Here is an 18,954-nt window from a genome sequence, read left to right as displayed (position 1 = left end):
CCCTTCGCGGCCGCGCTACGCGCGCGAGCCCGGGTTCTTGCCGAATATCTTCATCACGGCTTGCAGGTCCTCCCACGCCTTGCGCTTCTCCGCGGGATTGCGGAGCAGGTACGCGGGGTGGAAGGTGGGCATGAGCTGAATGCCCTCGTAGACACGCCAGGCCCCGCGCATGCGGGTGATGGGCGTCGAATCTCGAAGCAGCGTCTGCGCCGCGAACTTGCCCAGCGCCACCACCACCTTCGGCTGGAGGGCCGCGAGCTGCGCGCGCAGGAAGGGCTCGCACGCGGCGATCTCGTCCGGCTCCGGGTTCCGGTTGCCCGGGGGCCGGCACTTCACCACGTTGCAGATGTAGACGTCATCGCGACGGAAGCCCATCGCCTCGATCATCTTCGTGAGCAGATCTCCCGCCGCGCCCACGAACGGGAAGCCCTGCAGGTCCTCGTTCTCGCCCGGCCCCTCGCCCACGAAGACCAGCTCCGCGCGGGGGTTGCCCGAACCGAAGACGATGTTCTTGCGCCCCGTGCAAAGCTTGCAGCGCTGGCAGTCGCCCAGCTCCCGGCGCACCTGGTCCAGCGTCGGCCGCTCGCCGTCCACCACGCCCGGCAGCGGTCCGCTGCCCGTGGAGGACGACCTCGGCACGTCGAGGAGCATCCCGTTCGAGGCGGAAGGCGCGGTGGTCCCCCGCGCCGCGAGGGGCGCGGGGCCCGGCGCGCGGGGAGCGGGCTCCGAGGGGGCCAGTGGACGGCTCGATGGCAAGGGAGTCGCCTGGCTCGGAGCACTGGCGGCGCCCACGGGCCGCTCGAAGCGCGAGGTGCCCGGGCCCGGCGGCGCGTCGCCCGGACGCGACATCGGCGTGGTCGCCGTGGACGGAGCGGGCTTGCGCTCGGCCGGTGCGGGCTCGGTCGCTGGTCCGGGACGGGCGAACCGGGAGCGCAAGGAGGGCGTCAGGCGCTGGAGCTCGGCCGCCGCCTTGGCGTCGATCATCAGCTGACGCCCGCCACCGTCCTCCTGCCAGAGCAGGTGACGGCGCACATCCTCCAGCACGGCGCTCAGTTCCTGCGTGGCTTCGGGCGAATCGTCGTTCACGATGACCGATCGGTATCGGAGGGCAGGCCCGGGCGCAAGGAAGCGGACATCCATCCTGGGCGGACGCTCCTCCACGGGGCGGCCCGGACCTCCCTCACAGCGTCAAGTTCCCCACCACACCGCGTCACGGCCGGCCTTTCACACCTCCGTCGTGGGCCTCCGGAGCCACGGGCCGCGGGTTCGATTCACCGCACACCGGGTCGACCCGCGCGCCGGCCCCCCGGGTGGGTCCCCCTGATGGCGGGCTACCCTGCTCCCCATGAATCCACAGAACCCGGACTACCGTCAGGACACGGAGGCCCTCTTCCGCCACCCTCGTGCCCCGCCCTCAGCGAGTCCTCACCGTGGACTTCACGACCCACCTGCTCCAGGCGGCACGAGGCGAGGCGCTGCGCTGCAAGGCCAGGGTGCTGCGCGGGCCGCCGGCTCATCGTCGTCGAGTCCGAGGTCCACACCGTCGCCGGAGGCCAGGAGCAGCGCGTCTCCAAGGCCACCGTCACGCTCGCCGTTGTCGAGCCCCGGACGCCCTGAGGCTCACACGCCGGACGCCGCGCGCTGCACCAGCAGGAGCTCGAGGAGGCTCCGGGCCACGGCGTCCTTGGTGCCCTGGAGCTCCCGTGGCGAGCCGGTCCGGGTCAACACCGTCACCCGGTTCGTGTCCGTGCCGAAGCCCGCGCCGGGCGCCGTCACGTCGTTGGCGACGATGGCGTCCAGCCCCTTGCGCTCGAGCTTCTCGCGCGCGTGCTCCACCACCCGCTCCGTCTCCGCCGCGAACCCCACCAGCACCGGCCGCCGCGCCTGCCCCGCCACCTTCCGCGAGGCCTCGGCCAGCACGTCCGGCGTGCGCACCAGCTTCAGCGTCTCCGGCCCTGCACTCGAGCCCTTCTTCACCTTCTGCGGCGCGCGCGTCTCCGGCCGCCAGTCACTCACGGCCGCCGTGGCGATGAACGCGTCGGAGTCGGCCACCCGGCTCAGCACCTCGCGCGCCATCTCCTCCGCGGAGACGACGTCCACCACCTCCAGCCCCGTGCGGTCCACCGCGCCCACCGGCCCCAACACCACCGTCACCGAGGCCCCCAGCGCACGCGCCGCATGCGCCAGCGCGAGCCCCATCTTCCCCGTGGAGGGATTGGAGATGAATCGCACCGGGTCCAGGAACTCACGCGTGGGCCCCGCCGTCAGCAGCACCCGCTTGCCCGCGAGCGGCCCCGGCGCGAAGCGCGTGGCGACTCCCGCCACGATTGCGAGCACGTCCGCCAGTCGCCCCTCGCCCACGTCGCCACAGGCCAGCAGCCCCGCCCCCGGCCCCACGAAGCTGAAGCGCGCGTGCGCCGCCAGCGCCGCCACGTTCTCCTGCGTCTGCGCGTTGTCCCACATGGCCACGTTCATCGCCGGGGCGAGCACCACCGGCCCGCGGAAGGCCAGGAGCGAGGTCGTCACGGCGTCGTTCGCCATGCCCGCGCGCACCCGCGCCAGCAGGTCCGCCGTGGCCGGCGCCACGACGAACGCCTCCGCCCAGCGCGCCAGGTCCAAATGGCCGAAGTTCCCCTCCTGCGAGGGGTCGAAGTAGTCGGAAAGCACCGGATGCCCGCTGAGCGCCTGGAAGGTCAGCGGGGTGACGAACTGCCGAGCGGCCTCCGTCATGGCCACCCGCACCTCGGCGCCCGCGCGCCCCAACTCGCGCACCAGCTCACAGGCCTTGTACGCGGCGATACCACCGGCCACACCCACCACGATGCGACGGCCCTTCAACGCGGTCACGTCCATGCGGCTTCCTAATGCGCCCGCATGCCGGCTCGCAACCCGAGCCGCACGAGCAGCAGGCCCGGCGCCTCAACGTCCCAGCGTCACCTCACCGCTGGAGGGCACGTCCACCACCCGCACCTCGGGGCCTCCCGGCATCTCCACATGGAACGCCCCCCACACCAGCGTGTAGCGCCCGGGTGGCAGGCCAGTGACGACGACCTGCTCGGAGCGTGGCTGGTAGATGAGGTGCGCCCAGCGTGAGCGCATCAGCTCCTGCGCCGGCGGATTGCTCGTCACCGGGACGTCCCCGGCCACCACCCACAGCGCCTTGCCGCGCTCGGGCTTGAGCTGCACGGTGAGCGACGCGCTGCCCGGCGCGGGCCCCAGGTCCAGGTGCATCTGCGCGCCACCCACCTGGACCACCAGGGCGGGCTCGCCCGCGAAGTCGCGTCCCGTGCCCAGCATGAAGCGATAGCTGCCGGGCGCCACGTCGACCGAGTAGGCCCCATCCGGCCCGGTGACGATGTTGAGTGGCTCGCCCCGGTCTCCGTTCACCGCCTCGATGCCGATGCCCGCGGCGGGCTGGCCTCCCGGCAGGAACACGCGACCGCTCAACCGCGTCGCCTGCTTCAGTGTCAGCTCCAGCGCTGCGCCACTCCCACGCTCCACCGCCTGCGTCCCACTCAGCCGCCCCTTGCGCGCGGACACGGTGTAGCGGGCCACATACGGCGGACTCGCCAGCGTGAAGGTGCCGTCCGGGCCCGACATCACGGACTCGTCGCACACCTCACAGGACACCACGGCGTCCGCCACGGGCCCGCCGCTCGCGTCCCGCACCCTCCCGCTGATGCTCGGCAGCTTCTCCAGCACCAGGTCTCCCAGTTCGGCAGACACCGGACGGTCCACCATCAGCGGCTCGTAGCCGGAGGCATCGACCGCGACGATGACGCGGTCTCCCGCCGTGGGCAGGGGCAGCTCGAAGCGACCGTCGGGGCTGTCCACCTGATGCTCGTCCATGCGGAAGCGGCGCACGGGCGCGCCGTCATTGCCCACCACGCGGCCGCGGAACATGTCGCGCTTCTTGAGCACCACCTTCACCGGAGGCCCGCCCGCCTTGCCCTCGGCGCGCTCCGTCTGGTCGTAACCGGAGTGCTTCACCTCCAGCCGGTAGCCCCGGTCGGGCCGCAGCGAGCGGAACTCGAAGTGGCCGCGCGCGTCGCTCACCACGGGATCCGCGCCGCGAGGCACCACCGACAACGCGGCCCCCGCCACCGGCGCCCCTTGCGTGTCCACCACGTCGCCCGTGAGCGGCGCGCCGGGCTTCAGCTCGGCCTCCAGCTTCAGCGTCTGCCCCTCCGTCACCGTCACCTGCTTGCGCTCGGAGGGCTGGAAGTCCGGATGCGAGGCCACCATCGAGTACGTCCCCTCCGGCATCCCGCGCATCGGCACGACGCCGTCGGGCCCCGAGGAGCGGTCGCTGCGGAAGATGCCCTCCTGGTCCACCCAGAGCACCACGTCCGCGCCCTCCACACGTCGGCCCCCGGAGGACACCGTCACCTCCACGGAGGCATGCGGCTCCAGCGGCAGCTCGACGTCCTTCGCGGGTGCCGTCACCTTCACCTGTCCACCGCCCCACTCGGAGTGGTGCGCGTGCAGCTCGTACAGGCCCGGCGTGGGCACCGACGCGGAGAAGTGCCCGTCCCCATCGGCGAGCACCGTCTCCCCCGTCGGCTGGACCAGCACCGACACGCGCGGCGCGGGACGGCCGTACACGTCCATCACCCGTCCGGTGATGAGCGTCGCGCGCTCCAGCTCCAGCTCCAGCGAGGTCTCGCCCTTGCCCACCCGCGCGGGGAGCTGCGCCTCGCGGAAGCCCTCCGCCTTGCCCTCCAGCACGTATTCGCCGACGGCGAGCGGCCCCAGTTCCACCAGCGCGCCCGTGCTCGCGCGCTCCCGGCGGACGACTTCTCCGCGCGCGGTGCGCAAGAGCAGCTCCGGCGACGGCACGGGCTCGCCCGCCTCGTCCACCACCGTGACGAGCAGCTTGCCGGCCTCCTCCAGCTCCAGCGTCACCTGCGTGACGCGCGCCTCCAGCGTCAGCGTGCGCGGAATCGAGCCCAGTCCCGGTGCCTCGGCCGTCACCACCAGCTCATCCGGATACAGGCCGGTGAAGCGGACGACCTCACCCTCCGTGCGCAGGTCGCGCGACAGGTGGTCGCCGCGCACTCGCACCGTCGCGGCCGCGGGCTGGCCCTCGCGGGTCACTCGGACCTCCAGCGTCCTCGACGGTGTCAGCTGCAGGCGCACGGGCTGGGAGCCCGCCTCCACCAGGGACTCGACGGCGGGCAGGTAGCCCTCCGCCATGGCCAGCACGTAGAACGGGCCCTCGCCCAGCCCCTCCAGCGAGAAGGCACCATCCGCTCCGGACCGCGCCTCGAAGGGCAGCGGTACCCGTCGAGACACCGCGTACACGCGCGCCTCGCGCAAGGGCTGTCCGGACTCGTCCACGACCTGGCCGAGGATGGAGCGCAGCGGCGGCAGGAACAGCTCCACCGGGTCACCCGGCGCGGCCCGGTCCCTCAGCGCGACACCCAGGCCGGGAGCGCGGGCCCACACGGAGAAGGACACGCCGACCAGGTGCTCGAAGCGGAAGCGTCCCTCGGCGTCCGTCCGCGCCGTTGCCCGGGGACTGAGGAAGCCGCGCTGCTGCTCGAAGAAGGCCAGCGTGTGCAGCGTCGACTCACGCGCCGGACAGGACAGGAGCGCCTGGTCGCACTCGTCACAGCGCACGTCCACCAGGGTGCGCTCCGCGCTGGCCGAGAGGAACACCTCCGCGTCCGGCACGGGCCGCCCCGAGGCATCCAGGACACGGCCGGTGAGCGCCAGGCCCTCCTGGCTCCCGGAGGTGACCTCCACGGCGGAGAACTCGGGAAGTGACCTGGACGTCGCGCCCAGGGACGCGGACGCGCGGAAGTCTCCAGGCGCTCGCTCCGAGCGAGACCAGAGCCAGGCGGCCCCAGCCACCACGAGGGCGGACAGAACCCCTATGAGAATCCAGTTGCGCATGCGCTCGTCACGAGGACCTTAGCCCGCGGCGGGCCCGGCAACGGCCGATTCCCACCGGAAATTCCGGACCCAGTCCTCTCCCCGACGCTCTCCCCCACTCCACGTCGTCCCCAGCGCAGTGGGGCGACAACGTCACGCAGCCATCACTGCTTCGTGTCGTCCTCGAGTGCGTCCAGGCGCTTCTCCACCCGCTCGAAGCGCTCGTTCGTCGTCTCGCTCAACGAGCCCAACAGCCGGGCCATGCGCCCGACATTCGTCTCCATCCGATGGAAACCGTCCGACACCGTCCGGACGACGCCGACCACGGACTCCATGGTCGTCATCATCAAGCCCATGCTCTCTTGCGTCGCGCCCAGGGACAGCTGCGTCGCGCCCAGGGACACCTGCGTCGCGCGCAGGGCCGCCTGCGTCTCGCTCAAGGCCGCCTGCGTCGCGGTGATGGCCTCCTGCATCGCGCCCATGTTCGCCTGCATCGCGCCCATGTTCGCCTGCATCGCGCCCATGTTCGCCTGCGTCACGGACATGCTCTCGCGCATCTCGCCCATGTTCTTCAGCATGGAGCCCATGCCCGAGGCCAGGATGCGCGTGTGCATCCGCGAGGACTTCATCTCCTCGCGCAGCTCCACCACCTCACCCATCAACTTCACCATCACGTCCCTGCCCGCCGCCCTCGCCACACGACCTCCCGTGACATCCTGACGGGACCTTACGCGGCGGGTCTGACGTGAGCTGGCGGTGCTCGGACGACGGGTGCGCGTGCTCATGGCGTGGCCTCCCTCACTCCTCGGCGAAGGGCTGGATGGCCTGAGCCACCGCGAGCTCCTGGCGGGCCTCGCTCAGCTCGGAGTTCGTCGCGCGCAGCCGATCGCTCAGCACCTGCACGAAGCTCCAGAGCATCTTCACCGCGAGGATGGACTCGCGCTTCATCAGCCCCATCAAATCAGGCCGGGAGATGACCATGGTGCGCGTGGGCTCCGTCGCCCTCACCGTCGCCGAGCGCGGCGCGTTGTCGATGAGCCCCATCTCCCCGAAGTGGCCGCCCGAGCGCAGCTCGGCGATCTCCACCCCGTTCTTCTCGATGGCCACCCGGCCCCGGATGACCACGAACAGCTCCTCGCCCGGCTGCCCCTCCACCACGATTTCACGCCCCGCCGGATACGTGCGCGTGGTCGCGATGGACAGCACCGCCGTCTGCTCCTTGTACGTGAGGTGACGGAACAGCGGAATCTTGCGCAGCGCCTCCATCCGCGACTGCGCCTCGCTCGACTCCTCGCTCGCCAGCGCGGCGCTGTCCCCGGCGATCTTCACCACCACCGCGGTGATGTTGTCCTTGCCGCCCCGCTCGTTCGCGATGTCGATGAGCCGCTTGGGCAAATCCCCCGGCGCCAGCCCCGACACCAGCGGCAACAGCTCCTCGTCCTCGACGTACCCATGCAGGCCGTCCGAACACAGGACGAACATGTCCCCGGGCACCAGGTCCACGATGAGCGTGTCGACCTGGACGGACTCCTGGATGCCCACCGCGCGCGTGATCACGTTGCGGTACTGCGAGGTGGCCGCCTGCTCCTTGGTGATGGTGCCAGCCTTCAGCTGCGCGGCGACCAGCGTGTGGTCCTCCGTCAGCCGGTGACACTGGCCGTGCCTCACCAGATAGACGCGACTGTCACCCACATGACCGATGACGGCCTTGTTGCCCCCCACCGCGAGGCACACGAACGTCGTCCCCATGCCCCGCTTCGTCGAGTCCGACATCGCCGTGCGGTAGATGTCCGCGCACGCGCGCTGCACGGCCACCTCCACCAGCGCCGCCGCCGCCGAGCGGCTGTCCGCCGTGGGGTTGTTGCCCAGGTCCTTGAGCAGGTGCCGGTTCGCGGTGATGTGCTGCTTGACGACCTCGGTGGCGCGATTGCTGGCGACCTCGCCGGCCGCGTGCCCGCCCATGCCATCGGCGACGACGTACAACCCGAGCGACACGTCCACCAGCATCGCGTCTTCGTTGTGCTGCCGCTTGCGGCCGACGTCGGTCAGTCCGAAGGCTTCTGTGGTCAAGGCCACCGCGAACACTCCCGTGTGTGACTGTAGGCGACTTCGTACGTTACGCAGGCCACTTGAGACGTGGCAAGGCTCAGGGAGCCATCCGTACGGAGAGCATCCGGACAAAACCGCTTGCCGTGTAGAACGCGAGTTCCACCTGTCCAAAGCGCAACCGCGCGCCATCCTCCAGCAGAACGGGCTTGCGCGGGGTGAGCCGGACGCCCCCCATCCACGAGCCGTTCTTGGAGCCGGCGTCCGTCAGCAGGAAGCCCGCCTGGGCCTCGTCCCGGGCGAACCAGGCGTGGAAGCGCGACACGCTGCCGTCATCCAGCACCACGTCGTTGTTGCCCGTGCGCCCCACCGTGATGCCCCGGCCGAAGGCGTTGCTGCGGGCCTTCACCACCGGGAAGACCACCGACTCGCTCGCCCCCAGCGTCGGGGGCCCCGCGTTCGTCACCGTCTTGAGACGGTACTCCTCCTGCTCCACCGGGCTGTCGTCGGCGGGCGAGGGGGAGAAGAGGAGCAGCCCGGGCGGCAGCTGCCGCTCCAGGTCGCCCCGGTTGCGCAGGTACCGCGAGACATGGGCGCTCAGAAGCTCGGGCATAAGGGCGGCGCGGGAAGGGGGAGGTTCCCGCGCACCCCAGTCTACGCGGACTTCACCGCCAATCCATGAACAACCCGATCATCGGGCCACCCACGAAACCCCGGCCCAGGTAGCGGCGCTTGAGGCCGAAGGGCTCGCCGTAGCCCACCGCGACGCCGGCGGCGACCTTGTCGAACTGGTAGCCAATCTGGATGCGGCCCTCGACGATGCCGGCCACGTTCTTGTCCGGCAGCGGGCCGCCGTCGAACTTGGCGCCATAGAAGACCGGGCCGCCCGTCACCTGGAACCCCCAGTGCGCGGCGTTGGGCAGCTGGTTGCGGTAGCCGAAGCCCACCTGCGCGGTGTGCTCGTAGTAGGCGCCCAGGTTGGTCTCGGGCTTGCCCGCCTTGGGCGTGGGCATGCGCGCCCCCCACCCCAGTCCGCCCTCCACCAGGAAGACGAAGGCGTCCTTGCGGTCCTGGAAGAAGGTCAGCTCCCACTGCACCTTCAGCCGGGGCGTCAGCAGCGCATCGTTGTACGAGGTCCCCAGGAAGGCGCCACGCGGGAGCCAGAAGGGCGTGGGCGAGGTGTGCACGCGACGAGGAGCGCTCGTCATCGTCTGCGCCTGCGCCGTGGAGACCAGACCCAGCGTGAAAACCAGCAAAAAGAGGAGCTTGCGGTGCATAGAATCCATCTTTGCGCCACGGAGCGGAGCGCTTGTCAACGAAGTGTTCGTTTGGCTATGACGCGTTCGTTACCTGCGGATGGGCCCGGAGCCAGGTCGTACCTGGAGCCACCTGCCGTGGGGCACAAGGAGCGGGACACCGCATGCCAGTCGTGACAGTCCGGGCCAGCAGCAAGCAGAGCTCGGGTAGGTTCGACACCCTCGTCCGCAAGGCCACGGAGAAAGCCTCCGACCTGCTCGAGCAGAGTGATCGCGTCCTCGTCGTCTACGAGAAGGGTTGCGCCAGCATCTATTACGAGGGCGACGGCGTGCGTCCCCTCCCCGCGGCGCCCCGCGCGTCCTGAAGAGGCGTCCAGGCTCCGGCCCGACTCCGGGCCGTCGAGCTGGAACGTCGAGCCCGGCGGGTGTGTCCTGAGAGGACCGGTTCAACGGACCTCTCCCCTTCACAAGGAACCCGCGTGCGCTCGCTCCTGGTCGTCCTCGCCCTGACCCTCACCGCCTGCTCCACCCACCGAGCCCACGAGCGCGTCGCGTTCGCCGAGGGCCTGGCGGCCGGAGGTGCGCCGGGGACCGCCGTGCCGCTGGAGAGTCGCTCCATCATCCACCGGGCGTCCCTGACGCTGGAGCGGGACGAGCCCGAGTCGGGGCCGGCGCAGGCCGTCCAGCTCGCGAAGACGCATGGGGGTTACGCCGAGCACGTGACGACCCGTTCCGCGGTGGTGCGCATCCCCGCCGAGCGGTTGGACGGCTTCCTGGCCGCGGTGCCCGCGCTGGGCGAGGTGGAGCGCAAGAGCGTCTCCGCCAGCGACGTGACCGACGTGCACCGGGACTTGAAGGTGCGCCTGGCCAACGTGACGCGCATCCGGGAGCGCTACCTGGAGCTGCTCCAGCGCGCCGTCAGCGTCGAGGACACGCTCAAGGTGGAGAAGGAGCTGGAGCGAATCACGGTGGAGTACGAGACGCTCAAGGCGCGCCTGGAGGGGCTCGAGGGCGAGGTCGCCCTGTCCACCGTGAACCTCGACTTCGAGCGCCCCGTGCGCCCCGGCCCCGTGGGCTGGGTGTTCTACGGCCTGGGGAAGGCCGTGAAGTGGCTGTTCGTCTGGGACTGACGAGGCGTCACTCCTCGCCCAGCTTCCGGTAGAGCGTGCGGCGGTTGATGCCGAGGATGCGCGCGGCGGCGGCCTTGTTGCCGTTCTGCGCGTCCACGATTCGCCGCACGTAGGCCCGCTCGACGTCCTCCAGGGGCAGCTCCTCGCCGCTGGCCCGGGTGAACAGCGCCTGCATCCCGCCGTTGTCACCCGGCAGGTCGAAGTCCTCGGGCACGAGCGTGTCGTGGTCCGCCAGCGCCACCGCGCGCTCGAGCAGGTTCGCCAGCTCACGGACGTTGCCCGGCCACGCGTGCGCCACCAGCCTGCGCATCGCCGCCGCGGACACCCCGAGCACCTCACGCGCCTGCGCGCCTCCCAGCCGCCCCAGGAAGAAGTCCACCAGCGGGACGATGTCCTCGCGCCGCTCGCGCAGCGGGGGCACCTCCAGGCGGATGACGTTGAGCCGGTAGTACAGGTCGGGCCGGAACCGCCCGTCGCGCAGCAGCTCCTCGAGCGGCCGGTTCGTCGCGGCCACCACCCGCGCGCGCACCGTCACCTCCGCGCTGGCGCCCAGCGGCCTCACCTTCCCCGTCTCCAGCGCCTGGAGGAGCTTGGCCTGCACCTCCAGCGACAGCTCCCCCACCTCGTCCAGGAACAGCGTCCCCGCACCCACGGCCACGAAGACACCCGCGCGGTCCTCACGCGCGTCCGTGAACGCACCACGCCTGGCGCCGAACAGCTCGCTCTCCGCGAGCCCTGGTGGCAGCGCCGCGCAGTTGAGCTGGAGGAAGGGCTCCGCGCGCCGGGCACTCGACTCGTGCACCAGCCGCGCGAGCGCGCTCTTGCCCGTCCCCGTCTCCCCCGTGAGCAACACCGTCGAGTCCGTGCGCGCGGCCCGTCGCGCCATCTCCAGCACCTTGCGCATCGCGGGGCTGCGCGCCACCAGCCCCCCCGGCGCGTCCGTGGGCACCGCCGCGCGCAGCCGCACAATCTCCCTGCGCAGCTGACGCTCGCGGAACGCGCGGTCGATGGAGAGCACCAGCGCGTCGATGTTGAAGGGCTTCGTCACGAAGTCGCAGGCCCCCGCCTTCACCGCCGCCACCGCGAGCTCGATGCTCCCGAACGCCGTGATGAGCAGCACGAGCTGCCCCGGCCTCCGCGCGAGCACCGCCTCCAGGAACTCCGTCCCCCGCATCCGAGGCATCTCCACGTCGGAGATGACCAGGTCGAACGCCTCCTCCGCGCAGCGAGACAGGGCCTCCTCGGGGGACGTCATCCCCACCGTCACGTAACCGCGCTCCGTGAGGCTCTCGCAGAGGAAGTCCACCACCGCCGCGTCGTCATCCAGGACGAGGATCCGCTGTCCACGCGCGCTCATTCTGCCTCCTCCTTCATGTCCTCGTCCTCGGCCGCTGGGAGCTGGACGAGGAACCGGCTGCCCTCGCCCGCTCGGGACGTCACCGAGACGGCGCCTGCGTGGTCCGCGACGATGGACTTCACCACCACGAGCCCCAACCCCGTGCCGCCCAGCTCCGTCCAGGTGCTGAAGAAGGGCTCGAAGATTCGCGCCTGTTGCTCCTCCTCGATGCCCACGCCCGTGTCCTCGACGCACAGGCAGACGCCTCGGCGCTCGGACAGCCCGGGAGCGCTCCGGAAGACGGACGGCGCCAGCGTCACCCGCACGCGACCTCCGCGAGGCGTGGCGCGCAGCGCGTTGGTGAGCAGGTTGAGCGCCACCTGCTGCACGCCGTCCCCATCCGCGAGGACGCGGGGCAGCGGGGCCTCCACCTGGAACTCCAGCGTCACGTCCCGCTTGCGAGCGTCGTGCTCGAGCAGCTCCACCACGGCGCGCACGGGCTGGTGGACATCGAGCACCTCCCGACGCGGAGGCTTGCGGCGCGTGAGGTCCAGGAGCTGTCGCACCGTCCGGGTGATGCGCTCGCACTGCTCCACCAGGATGCCCGCGTTGCGGCGCACGTCGTCGGGCAGCTCCGTCCTCGACGCGAGCGCCTGCGCCCGCCCACCGAGGATGAGCAGCGGCGAGCCAATCTCATGGGCCAGTCCCGCCGACAGCTGTCCGAGCGTGACGAGCTTGTCCACGCGGCGAAGCCCCGCCTCCATCGAGATGCGCGCCTCCGTCTCGACGTTGAGCCGGCCCCGCGCCTCGCCCAGCTCCTTCACCATCGCGTTGAAGGCATGCGCCATCTCCCCCACCTCGTCCTCGCGCTCCACCACCACCGTGGCGGAGAAGTCACCGCCGCGCACCGCGCGCATCGCCCGCACCACGCGCTCCAGCGGACGCTGGAGGTGGAGCCACAAGAGCAGCCACCCCACCACCGAGATGCCCGCGATGAGCGTGAGCACGGACAGCAGCGTCGACCGACGCGTGCGCTCCAAATCCATGCGCAGCCCATCCAGCGGATTGACCACCGCGAGCGCGCCCACCGTCCCGCCCTCGTCGCTGCGCAGCGGCACCACCACGGACAGGTGGGACAGGCCCTCCGGCCCCTCGAAGCGCGACGTCACGCCGTGCGCCTCCATCACCCGGAGCGCCTCCGCCTCGACGAGCGGCAACGTGCGCGAGCTCCCCAACGAGCGGGCGACCAGCCCCTTCTTCGCATCGAACACGAAGACGTCGACCGTGGGGTCCTTCACCTCCAACGACTCCAGCATCTCCCGCACGTCCGCGCCCTGCCCGTCCCGCAGCGCGTTCTCCATGGCCACCTGGAGCGCCGTGGCCAACAGCCGGGAGGACTCCTCCGTCGCCGTGCGCAGCTCGTGCTCCTCCCGCTGGAGCTGTCGGTAGCCGTAGGACCCCAGGATGAGGGCGCTGGTCAGCGTCAGCCAGAGCCCCAGTTTGGTGGCGATGCGCACGCCGCCCACTGTGGCGAAAGTGCACAGGTGATTCAATTCGCCTCGCTCCTACCTGCCCGCTGGGCGAGTTCACTCCCTGTGATTTCAATGAGTTGAGTACGCGACACGCTGGACCAGGACTTGCCCTGGTGTCCGGCCATGAAAAGGACCGTGCTCCTGGGCCTGCTGGCCCTCTCCTCCGCCTGCTCCAGCGCCGCCGCGACCACCGCCACCCCGGAGCGGCCTCCTCCCAAGACGCTGAAGGAGGGGGTGGTGCAGTTGGCCGAGGCCTCCCAGGCCTTCGTCACCGTCACCCCCGTCCAGCCCGATGCCGGCGGGGCGAGGCTCCAGGCGCCCGCGCGCGTGGCATTCCGGGACGGGGCCGTGTCCCGGCTCGGCGCGCCGCTGGCCGGCCGCGTGGTGGGCGTGCACGTGCGCACCGGCGAGGTGGTGAAGCCCGGGGACCCGTTGGTGACGCTCGACTGCCCGGAGGCCGCGGCGGCGCGCACGGCGGTGGCCACCGCGGCGGCGGCGCTGCGCGAGGCGGAGTCCGGCTTCGAGCGTGAGCGGCGCATGTTCGACCAGGGCGTGAGCACGGAGCGCGAGCGGCTGTCGGCGGAGACGCGCCTGGCCGAGGCCCGCGCGGAGCTGGCCCGCGCCCAGGCCTCCGTGGGCTTCGTGGGCGCGGGGAGCGGCACCACTGTCGTCCTGCGCGCGCCGCTGGCCGGCACGGTGCTCGCGCGCACCGCGACGGAAGGTGTCTCCGTGCAGCCCGGAGGCGAGCCGCTGGTGGAGGTGGGCGACGCCTCCGCGCTCTGGGTGGTGGCGGAGGTGTTCGAGCGGGATTTGCCGCAGGTGCGCGAGGGCACGCGGGCGAGGGTCACCCTGCCCTCGCTGCACGAGCCGCTCACGGGCCAGGTCGTCTCGGTGGGCGCGGTGGTCACCAGCGGCTCGCGCACGGCGCCGGTGCGCATCGCGCTGGACAGCCCGTCCAAGGGGCTGCGTCCAGGAATGTTCGGCCGCGCGCGCATCGACGCGGCCGAGGCCAGCCTGACGCTCCCGGTGGAGGCGGTGCTGCTGCGCAACGGGAAGGACTCCGTGGTGTACGTGCGGCAGGACGCTCGCACCTTCGTGCGCCGGCCCGTCGTCGTCGCCACGCCCGTGGATGGGCGCGTCCAGGTCATCGCGGGGCTGTCCGCGGGTGAGCCTGTCGTCACCCGGGGCGCGCTGCTGCTCGACGGCGCCGCGGACCAGCTGCTCTAGCGGAGACCGCTCCCTATGTTGCGACGACTCATCGAATTCTGCGTCCGCAGCCGCCTGCCGGTGTTGCTGCTGACCCTGGGCATCGGCCTGTTCGGCGTGAAGGCCTATCTGGACACGCCCGTCGAGGCGTTCCCCGACGTCACCAACCTCCAGGTCAACGTCATCGCGCAGATGCCGGGGCTCGCCCCCGAGGAGATCGAGCGCCAGGTGACGGTGCCGCTGGAGCGCGTGCTCAACGGCACCCCGGGCATGCTCCAGATGCGCAGCGAGAGCCTCTTCGGGCTGTCGCTCATCTTCCTCACCTTCGACGACGGCGTGGACCCGTTCAAGGCGCGCACCATCGTCGGTGAGCGCCTGTCCAACGCGGACCTCGCCGACGCAGCCGACGTGCGGCTCGCGCCGGAGGCCACGCCCCTGGGCAAGGTGTACCAGTTCCGCGTCCTGAGCGACCGGCACACCCTCACCGAGACACGCTCGGAGATGGAGTGGAGCATCGCGCGGCACCTGCGCCAGGTGCCCGGCGTCGCGGACGTGCTCAGCCTGGGCGGCTTCCTCAAGGAGTTCCACGTCCAGGTGGACCCGTCGCGGCTGCTCGCGCACGAGCTGACGCTGGCGGACGTCACCGAGGCCCTGGAGCGCTCCAACCGCAACGTGGGCGGAGGCTTCCTGCGTCAGGGCGACCAGGAGCTGCTCATCCGCGGCGTGGGCTACCTCAAGGGCGCCAAGGACGTGCAGGACATCGTCCTCAAGAGCGAGGACGGCACGCCGGTGACGGTGGGCGACGTCGCGCGCGTGGTGGCCTCCCACACGCCGCGCCGGGGCACGGTGAGCCACGACCTGGACATGGACGTCACCGAGGGCGTCGTCCTGCTGCGCCGGGGCGAGAACCCGAGCACGGTGCTGGAGGGCGTGCACGCCAAGGTGAAGGAGCTCAACGGGCAGGTGCTGCCCAAGGGCATGCGCATCGAGCCGTTCTATGACCGCAACGTGCTCGTGGGCCAGACGCTGTCCACGGTGCACCACAACCTGCTGCACGGCGCGCTCCTGGTGGTCGCGGTGGCGTGGCTGTTCCTGCGCAGCATGCGCTGCTCGCTCATCGTCGCGTCCGTCATCCCGCTGGCGCTGCTCACGGCCTTCATCGGCCTGCGCATGGTGGGGCTGCCCGCGAACCTCATCTCCATGGGCGCCATCGACTTCGGCATCCTCGTGGACGGCGCGGTGGTGCTGGTGGAGAACGTGCTGCACGAAGCGGGCGTGAAGCGGCCCCGGAAGCGGCGCGAGATGCTGGGCCTCATCATCCACTCGGCGCTCGACGTGGCCCGGCCCACCTTCTTCGCCATGGCCATCATCATCGCGGCCCTCATCCCCGTCTTCACCCTGGAGCGCGTGGAGGGCCGCATCTTCCGTCCTCTCTCCCTGACGTACAGCTTCGCGCTCGTGGGGGCGCTCGTCTTCGCGCTCACGGTGGTGCCCGCGCTGTGCGCCCTGCTCTTGAGGCCCAAGGACGCCGAGGTGAAGGAGCCCCGGCTGCTCGTCACCCTGCGCGAGTCCTATGCGCGCGCGGTGACCTGGCTGATGCCGCGTCGCACACTGGTGTTCGGTTCCATGGCGGCGCTGGTGGTGCTCACGGGAGTCGTGGGCTCGCGCGTGGGCAGCGAGTTCCTGCCCGAGCTGGACGAGGGCGACATCAACGTCTTCGTGGAGATGCCCGCGAGCATCTCCCTGGCCAAGGGCGCGGACATCCTCCTGGAGGTGCGCAAGCGCCTGTTGGACTTCCCCGAGGTGAAGGAGGTGCTCGTCGAGCAGGGCCGCCCGGAGGACGGCACCGACAACGAGGCCGTCAACATGGGGAAGACGTTCGTGCGCTTCACGCCGTCGGAGACATGGCGGGACGGCTGGGACAAGGAGCGGCTGGTGCGCGAGATGCGCGCGTCGCTGCTGGAGATTCCGGGCGTGAGCTTCAACTTCTCGCAGCCCATCAAGGACAGCGTGGAGGAGGCCATCAGCGGCGTGCGCGGGAAGGTGGTGCTCAAGGTCTTCGGCACGGACCTGGAGGCCATGCGCGGCACGCTGGAGCGCGCCGTCACCGCGCTGCAGGGCGTGGAGGGCGTGGTCGACCTGGGGCTCTATCGCGACTCGAGCGTGCCGCAGCTCCAGGTGGTGCTGGACCGGCAGGCGCTCGCCCGCGCGGGCGTGGACGTGTCCACGGCGCAGGACCTGGTCGAGACGGCGCTGGGCGGCAAGGTGGTGACGGAGCTGTGGGAGCAGGAGCGGCCCGTGCCCGTGCGCGTGCTGTTGCCCGGCACCGAGAAGGAAGACGAGTCGCGCATCGGCGACATCCTCGTGCCCACCGCGGGCGGAGGACACGTCCCGCTGCGCGAGGTGGCGCGGCTGGAGAAGGCGCTGGGCCGCGCGAGCATCAACCGCGAGGCGAACAGCCGCACGCTGGCGCTGAAGTTCAACGTGGAGGGACGTGACATGGGCTCCACGATTCAGGAGGCCATGGCCACGGTGGAGCGCGAGGTGACGATTCCCGAGGGCATGTTCCTCAAGTGGGGCGGCGAGTTCGAGAACCAGGAGCGCGCGCTCGGGCGGCTGGCGGTCATCGTGCCGCTGTCGTTCCTGGTGGTGTTCGCGCTCTTGTACGCGGCGCTGGGCTCCATGCGCAGCGCGGGCGCGGTGCTCGCGGGCGCGCCGTTTGCCATGTGCGGCGGCGTGCTGGCGCTGGCGCTCACGGGGATTCCGCTGTCCGTCAGCGCGGCGGTGGGGTTCATCACCCTGCTGGGCCAGGTGTGCCTCGCGTCGCTGCTGGTGGTGAGCGCGGTGGATGACCGGCGGAAGCTGGGCGAGGCGCTGGAGACAGCCCTCCCGCGCGGCGCGGCGAGCCGGTTCCGCGCGGTGTTGATGACGGCGCTGCTCGCGATGCTGGGGTTGATGCCGGCGGCGCTCTCCAGCGGCGCGGGGAGCGAGACGCAGCGCCCGTTCGCCATCGTCATCATCGGTGGACTGGTGACGGCGGTGCTGGTGTCGCTGTTCGCGCTGCCCGCGTTCTACTCGGTCATCGTGGGGAACCGCGGCCCCCACGCCGCCTCCGAGGAGGAAGAAGAGGCGGAGGACCCGGGCTTGACGCACGTGGTGCCGGGCTCCGGCCATGAAGCAGGCAAGCCGGAGGGGGTGGCGGCATGAAGCGCCTGGTGTCGATGTGGGGATTGTGCTGGGCGCTGACGTCGGTGGGGGCCCTCGCGGAGGAGGCCGCCGCCGTGCCACCCGAGGTCATCACCCTGCCCCAGGCCCTGGAGCTGTTGTCCAAGGACAGTCCGTGGATGGCGGCGGAGAAGGCCCGCGTGGACGTGGCGCAGACCGAGCGCATCGCCGCGGGCATCCTGCCCAACCCGTCGTTCAACTACGGCGGGCAGCGGCTGCTGCACGGGGCCAACACGGGCTCGTCGATGTCGCACCAGTTCACGGTGGAGCAGCCGCTGTTGCTCTTCGGGCAGCGTGGCGTCCGGCGGGAGCTCGCCGAGCGGAGCGTGGCGGCGGAGAAGGCCCGGGTGACGGCGTCGCTCGCGGAGCGGGAGCTGGCGGTTCGCGAGGCCTTCGCGGCCCTGCTCTCCAGTCAGGAGGCGCTGCGGCTGCTGGAGGAGACCTCCGTGGACCTGGGGCGCGTGGAGAAGGTGGTGAAGGGTCGCGCCGCCGCGGGTGACTCCAGCCGGTACGACGTGGAGCGCATCGAGGTGGAGGGGCGCACGCTGGAGGTCGAGGTCCTCAACGCGAGGGCCAGCGTCGACGACGCCGCGGGCCGGCTGGCGGCGCTCCTCGGTCGACCGGGCTGGAGCCCGCGGGCCTCGGGAACGCTGGGGGCCACGGGCGCCCTTCCGGAGCTGAGCCGACTGTGGGAGGCGAGCGCGCGGCACCGCCCGTCGCTGGTGGCGGCGAGGCAGCGGCAATCCGTGGCGCAGGGCGGGCTCGCGGTGGCGAAGAGGGAGCGGATGCCGGTGCCCTCGCTCGAGGCGGGCGCGGTGGTGACGCGGCGGGAGGACAGCACGATCGGGTATCTGGGGCTGTCGCTGCCGATGCCGCTGTTCGACCGGAACCAGGGCGCCATCGCCCGCGCCTCGGCGGAGGTGGACGCGGAGACGCGGGCGCTGGACGCGGAGGTCGCCGAGGCCCGAGCGGAGCTCACCCGCGCACACGCGGTGCTGGCAGGCCGGCATCGCGCCCTGGCCACGCTGGAACGGGACGTGGTGGAGCGCCTGCCCACGCTGCGGCGCATGGCGGAGGACGCCTACCGGGAGGGACGCGGGAGCATCCTGGAGCTGCTCGACGCGTTCCGCTCGCTGAAGGACCTGCGGCTGCAGCACCTGGAGCAACGAGAGGCCGTGCAGCAGGCGGAGGCGGCCGTGCTCTTCGCCTCGGGGCTGGAGACGCTGCCCCAGACGCCCTGAGAGGAACCGGGCCCGCGAGCGCTCCGTCTCGCGGGCACGGGTGTCCCAATCCCTCTCGAAGAGCGGGAGCTGGCTGGCCTTGGGCGTGCTGAACATGTCCATCAA

14 protein-coding genes are annotated in these 18,954 nt (G+C 71.4%); 5 read left to right on the top strand and 9 right to left on the bottom strand.

The window, feature by feature from the left end; all coding sequences use genetic code 11:
* Nucleotides 1–15: 15 nt before the first annotated feature.
* The 7 genes from VZQ01_RS36705 to VZQ01_RS36675 form a co-directional block, all read right to left on the bottom strand.
* Nucleotides 16–1,086 (bottom strand): uracil-DNA glycosylase, encoded by a 1,071-nt coding sequence (locus VZQ01_RS36705; RefSeq protein ID WP_267700520.1) that lies wholly within the window; start codon nt 1,084–1,086, stop codon nt 16–18.
* 534 nt (nt 1,087–1,620) lie between these two features.
* The gene (coaBC, locus tag VZQ01_RS36700) at nt 1,621–2,853 is read right to left on the bottom strand and encodes a bifunctional phosphopantothenoylcysteine decarboxylase/phosphopantothenate--cysteine ligase CoaBC (protein ID WP_426745984.1); all 1,233 of its coding nucleotides are present in this window, start codon (nt 2,851–2,853) and stop codon (nt 1,621–1,623) included.
* Nucleotides 2,854–2,919: 66 nt separating this feature from the next.
* Nucleotides 2,920–5,898 carry a carboxypeptidase regulatory-like domain-containing protein gene (locus tag VZQ01_RS36695; protein WP_426745983.1) on the bottom strand — a complete coding sequence of 993 codons (2,979 nt, stop codon included), beginning with the start codon at nt 5,896–5,898 and terminating at the stop codon, nt 2,920–2,922.
* A 143-nt stretch (nt 5,899–6,041) separates the two neighbouring features.
* Nucleotides 6,042–6,575, bottom strand: coding sequence for a hypothetical protein (locus tag VZQ01_RS36690; protein ID WP_426745982.1), 534 nt, complete (start codon nt 6,573–6,575; stop codon nt 6,042–6,044).
* 100 nt (nt 6,576–6,675) lie between these two features.
* Nucleotides 6,676–7,962: a Stp1/IreP family PP2C-type Ser/Thr phosphatase gene (locus VZQ01_RS36685; RefSeq protein WP_141326419.1), complete on the bottom strand. Its 1,287-nt coding sequence runs from the start codon at nt 7,960–7,962 to the stop codon at nt 6,676–6,678.
* Nucleotides 7,963–8,023: 61 nt separating this feature from the next.
* On the bottom strand, nt 8,024–8,536 hold the full coding sequence (locus tag VZQ01_RS36680; protein WP_141326421.1) for an FHA domain-containing protein: 513 nt from the start codon (nt 8,534–8,536) through the stop codon (nt 8,024–8,026).
* A 52-nt stretch (nt 8,537–8,588) separates the two neighbouring features.
* Nucleotides 8,589–9,200, bottom strand: a complete 612-nt coding sequence (locus VZQ01_RS36675; RefSeq protein WP_141326423.1) for a hypothetical protein — start codon at nt 9,198–9,200, stop codon at nt 8,589–8,591.
* A gap of 143 nt (nt 9,201–9,343) precedes the next feature.
* Here VZQ01_RS36675 and VZQ01_RS36670 point away from each other — a divergent pair, with 143 nt between their 5' ends.
* Both VZQ01_RS36670 and VZQ01_RS36665 read left to right on the top strand, forming a co-directional pair.
* Nucleotides 9,344–9,544 carry a hypothetical protein gene (locus tag VZQ01_RS36670; RefSeq protein ID WP_223747511.1) on the top strand — a complete coding sequence of 67 codons (201 nt, stop codon included), beginning with the start codon at nt 9,344–9,346 and terminating at the stop codon, nt 9,542–9,544.
* Between the two features lie 114 nt (nt 9,545–9,658).
* Nucleotides 9,659–10,309: a DUF4349 domain-containing protein gene (locus tag VZQ01_RS36665; protein ID WP_194869249.1), complete on the top strand. Its 651-nt coding sequence runs from the start codon at nt 9,659–9,661 to the stop codon at nt 10,307–10,309.
* Between the two features lie 7 nt (nt 10,310–10,316).
* On the opposite strand, the gene VZQ01_RS36660 is transcribed toward VZQ01_RS36665, so the two are convergent.
* Both VZQ01_RS36660 and VZQ01_RS36655 read right to left on the bottom strand, forming a co-directional pair.
* On the bottom strand, nt 10,317–11,666 hold the full coding sequence (locus VZQ01_RS36660) for a sigma-54-dependent transcriptional regulator (protein WP_223747510.1): 1,350 nt from the start codon (nt 11,664–11,666) through the stop codon (nt 10,317–10,319).
* Nucleotides 11,663–13,162 (bottom strand): sensor histidine kinase, encoded by a 1,500-nt coding sequence (locus VZQ01_RS36655; protein WP_267700515.1) that lies wholly within the window; start codon nt 13,160–13,162, stop codon nt 11,663–11,665. The genes VZQ01_RS36660 and VZQ01_RS36655 overlap by 4 nt, the downstream gene beginning before the upstream one ends.
* A gap of 138 nt (nt 13,163–13,300) precedes the next feature.
* Here VZQ01_RS36655 and VZQ01_RS36650 point away from each other — a divergent pair, with 138 nt between their 5' ends.
* Genes VZQ01_RS36650 through VZQ01_RS36640 form a run of 3 tightly spaced genes read left to right on the top strand, consistent with a single transcriptional unit; the run spans nt 13,301 to nt 18,849 of the window.
* A complete protein-coding gene (locus VZQ01_RS36650; RefSeq protein WP_426745981.1) occupies nt 13,301–14,404 on the top strand; it encodes an efflux RND transporter periplasmic adaptor subunit in 1,104 nt (367 codons plus the stop codon).
* Between the two features lie 15 nt (nt 14,405–14,419).
* On the top strand, nt 14,420–17,590 hold the full coding sequence (locus tag VZQ01_RS36645; protein ID WP_426745980.1) for an efflux RND transporter permease subunit: 3,171 nt from the start codon (nt 14,420–14,422) through the stop codon (nt 17,588–17,590).
* On the top strand, nt 17,587–18,849 hold the full coding sequence (locus VZQ01_RS36640; protein WP_223747506.1) for a TolC family protein: 1,263 nt from the start codon (nt 17,587–17,589) through the stop codon (nt 18,847–18,849). The genes VZQ01_RS36645 and VZQ01_RS36640 overlap by 4 nt, the downstream gene beginning before the upstream one ends.
* Nucleotides 18,850–18,954 lie beyond the last annotated feature (105 nt).

Origin of the sequence: Myxococcus faecalis (genome assembly GCF_050039385.1) — a bacterium.
In the GTDB taxonomy this organism is placed as follows: Bacteria; Myxococcota; Myxococcia; order Myxococcales; family Myxococcaceae; genus Myxococcus; species Myxococcus fulvus.
The sequence above is the reverse complement of the archived record's forward strand: the minus strand, read 5'-3'. Positions and strand labels throughout refer to the sequence as shown.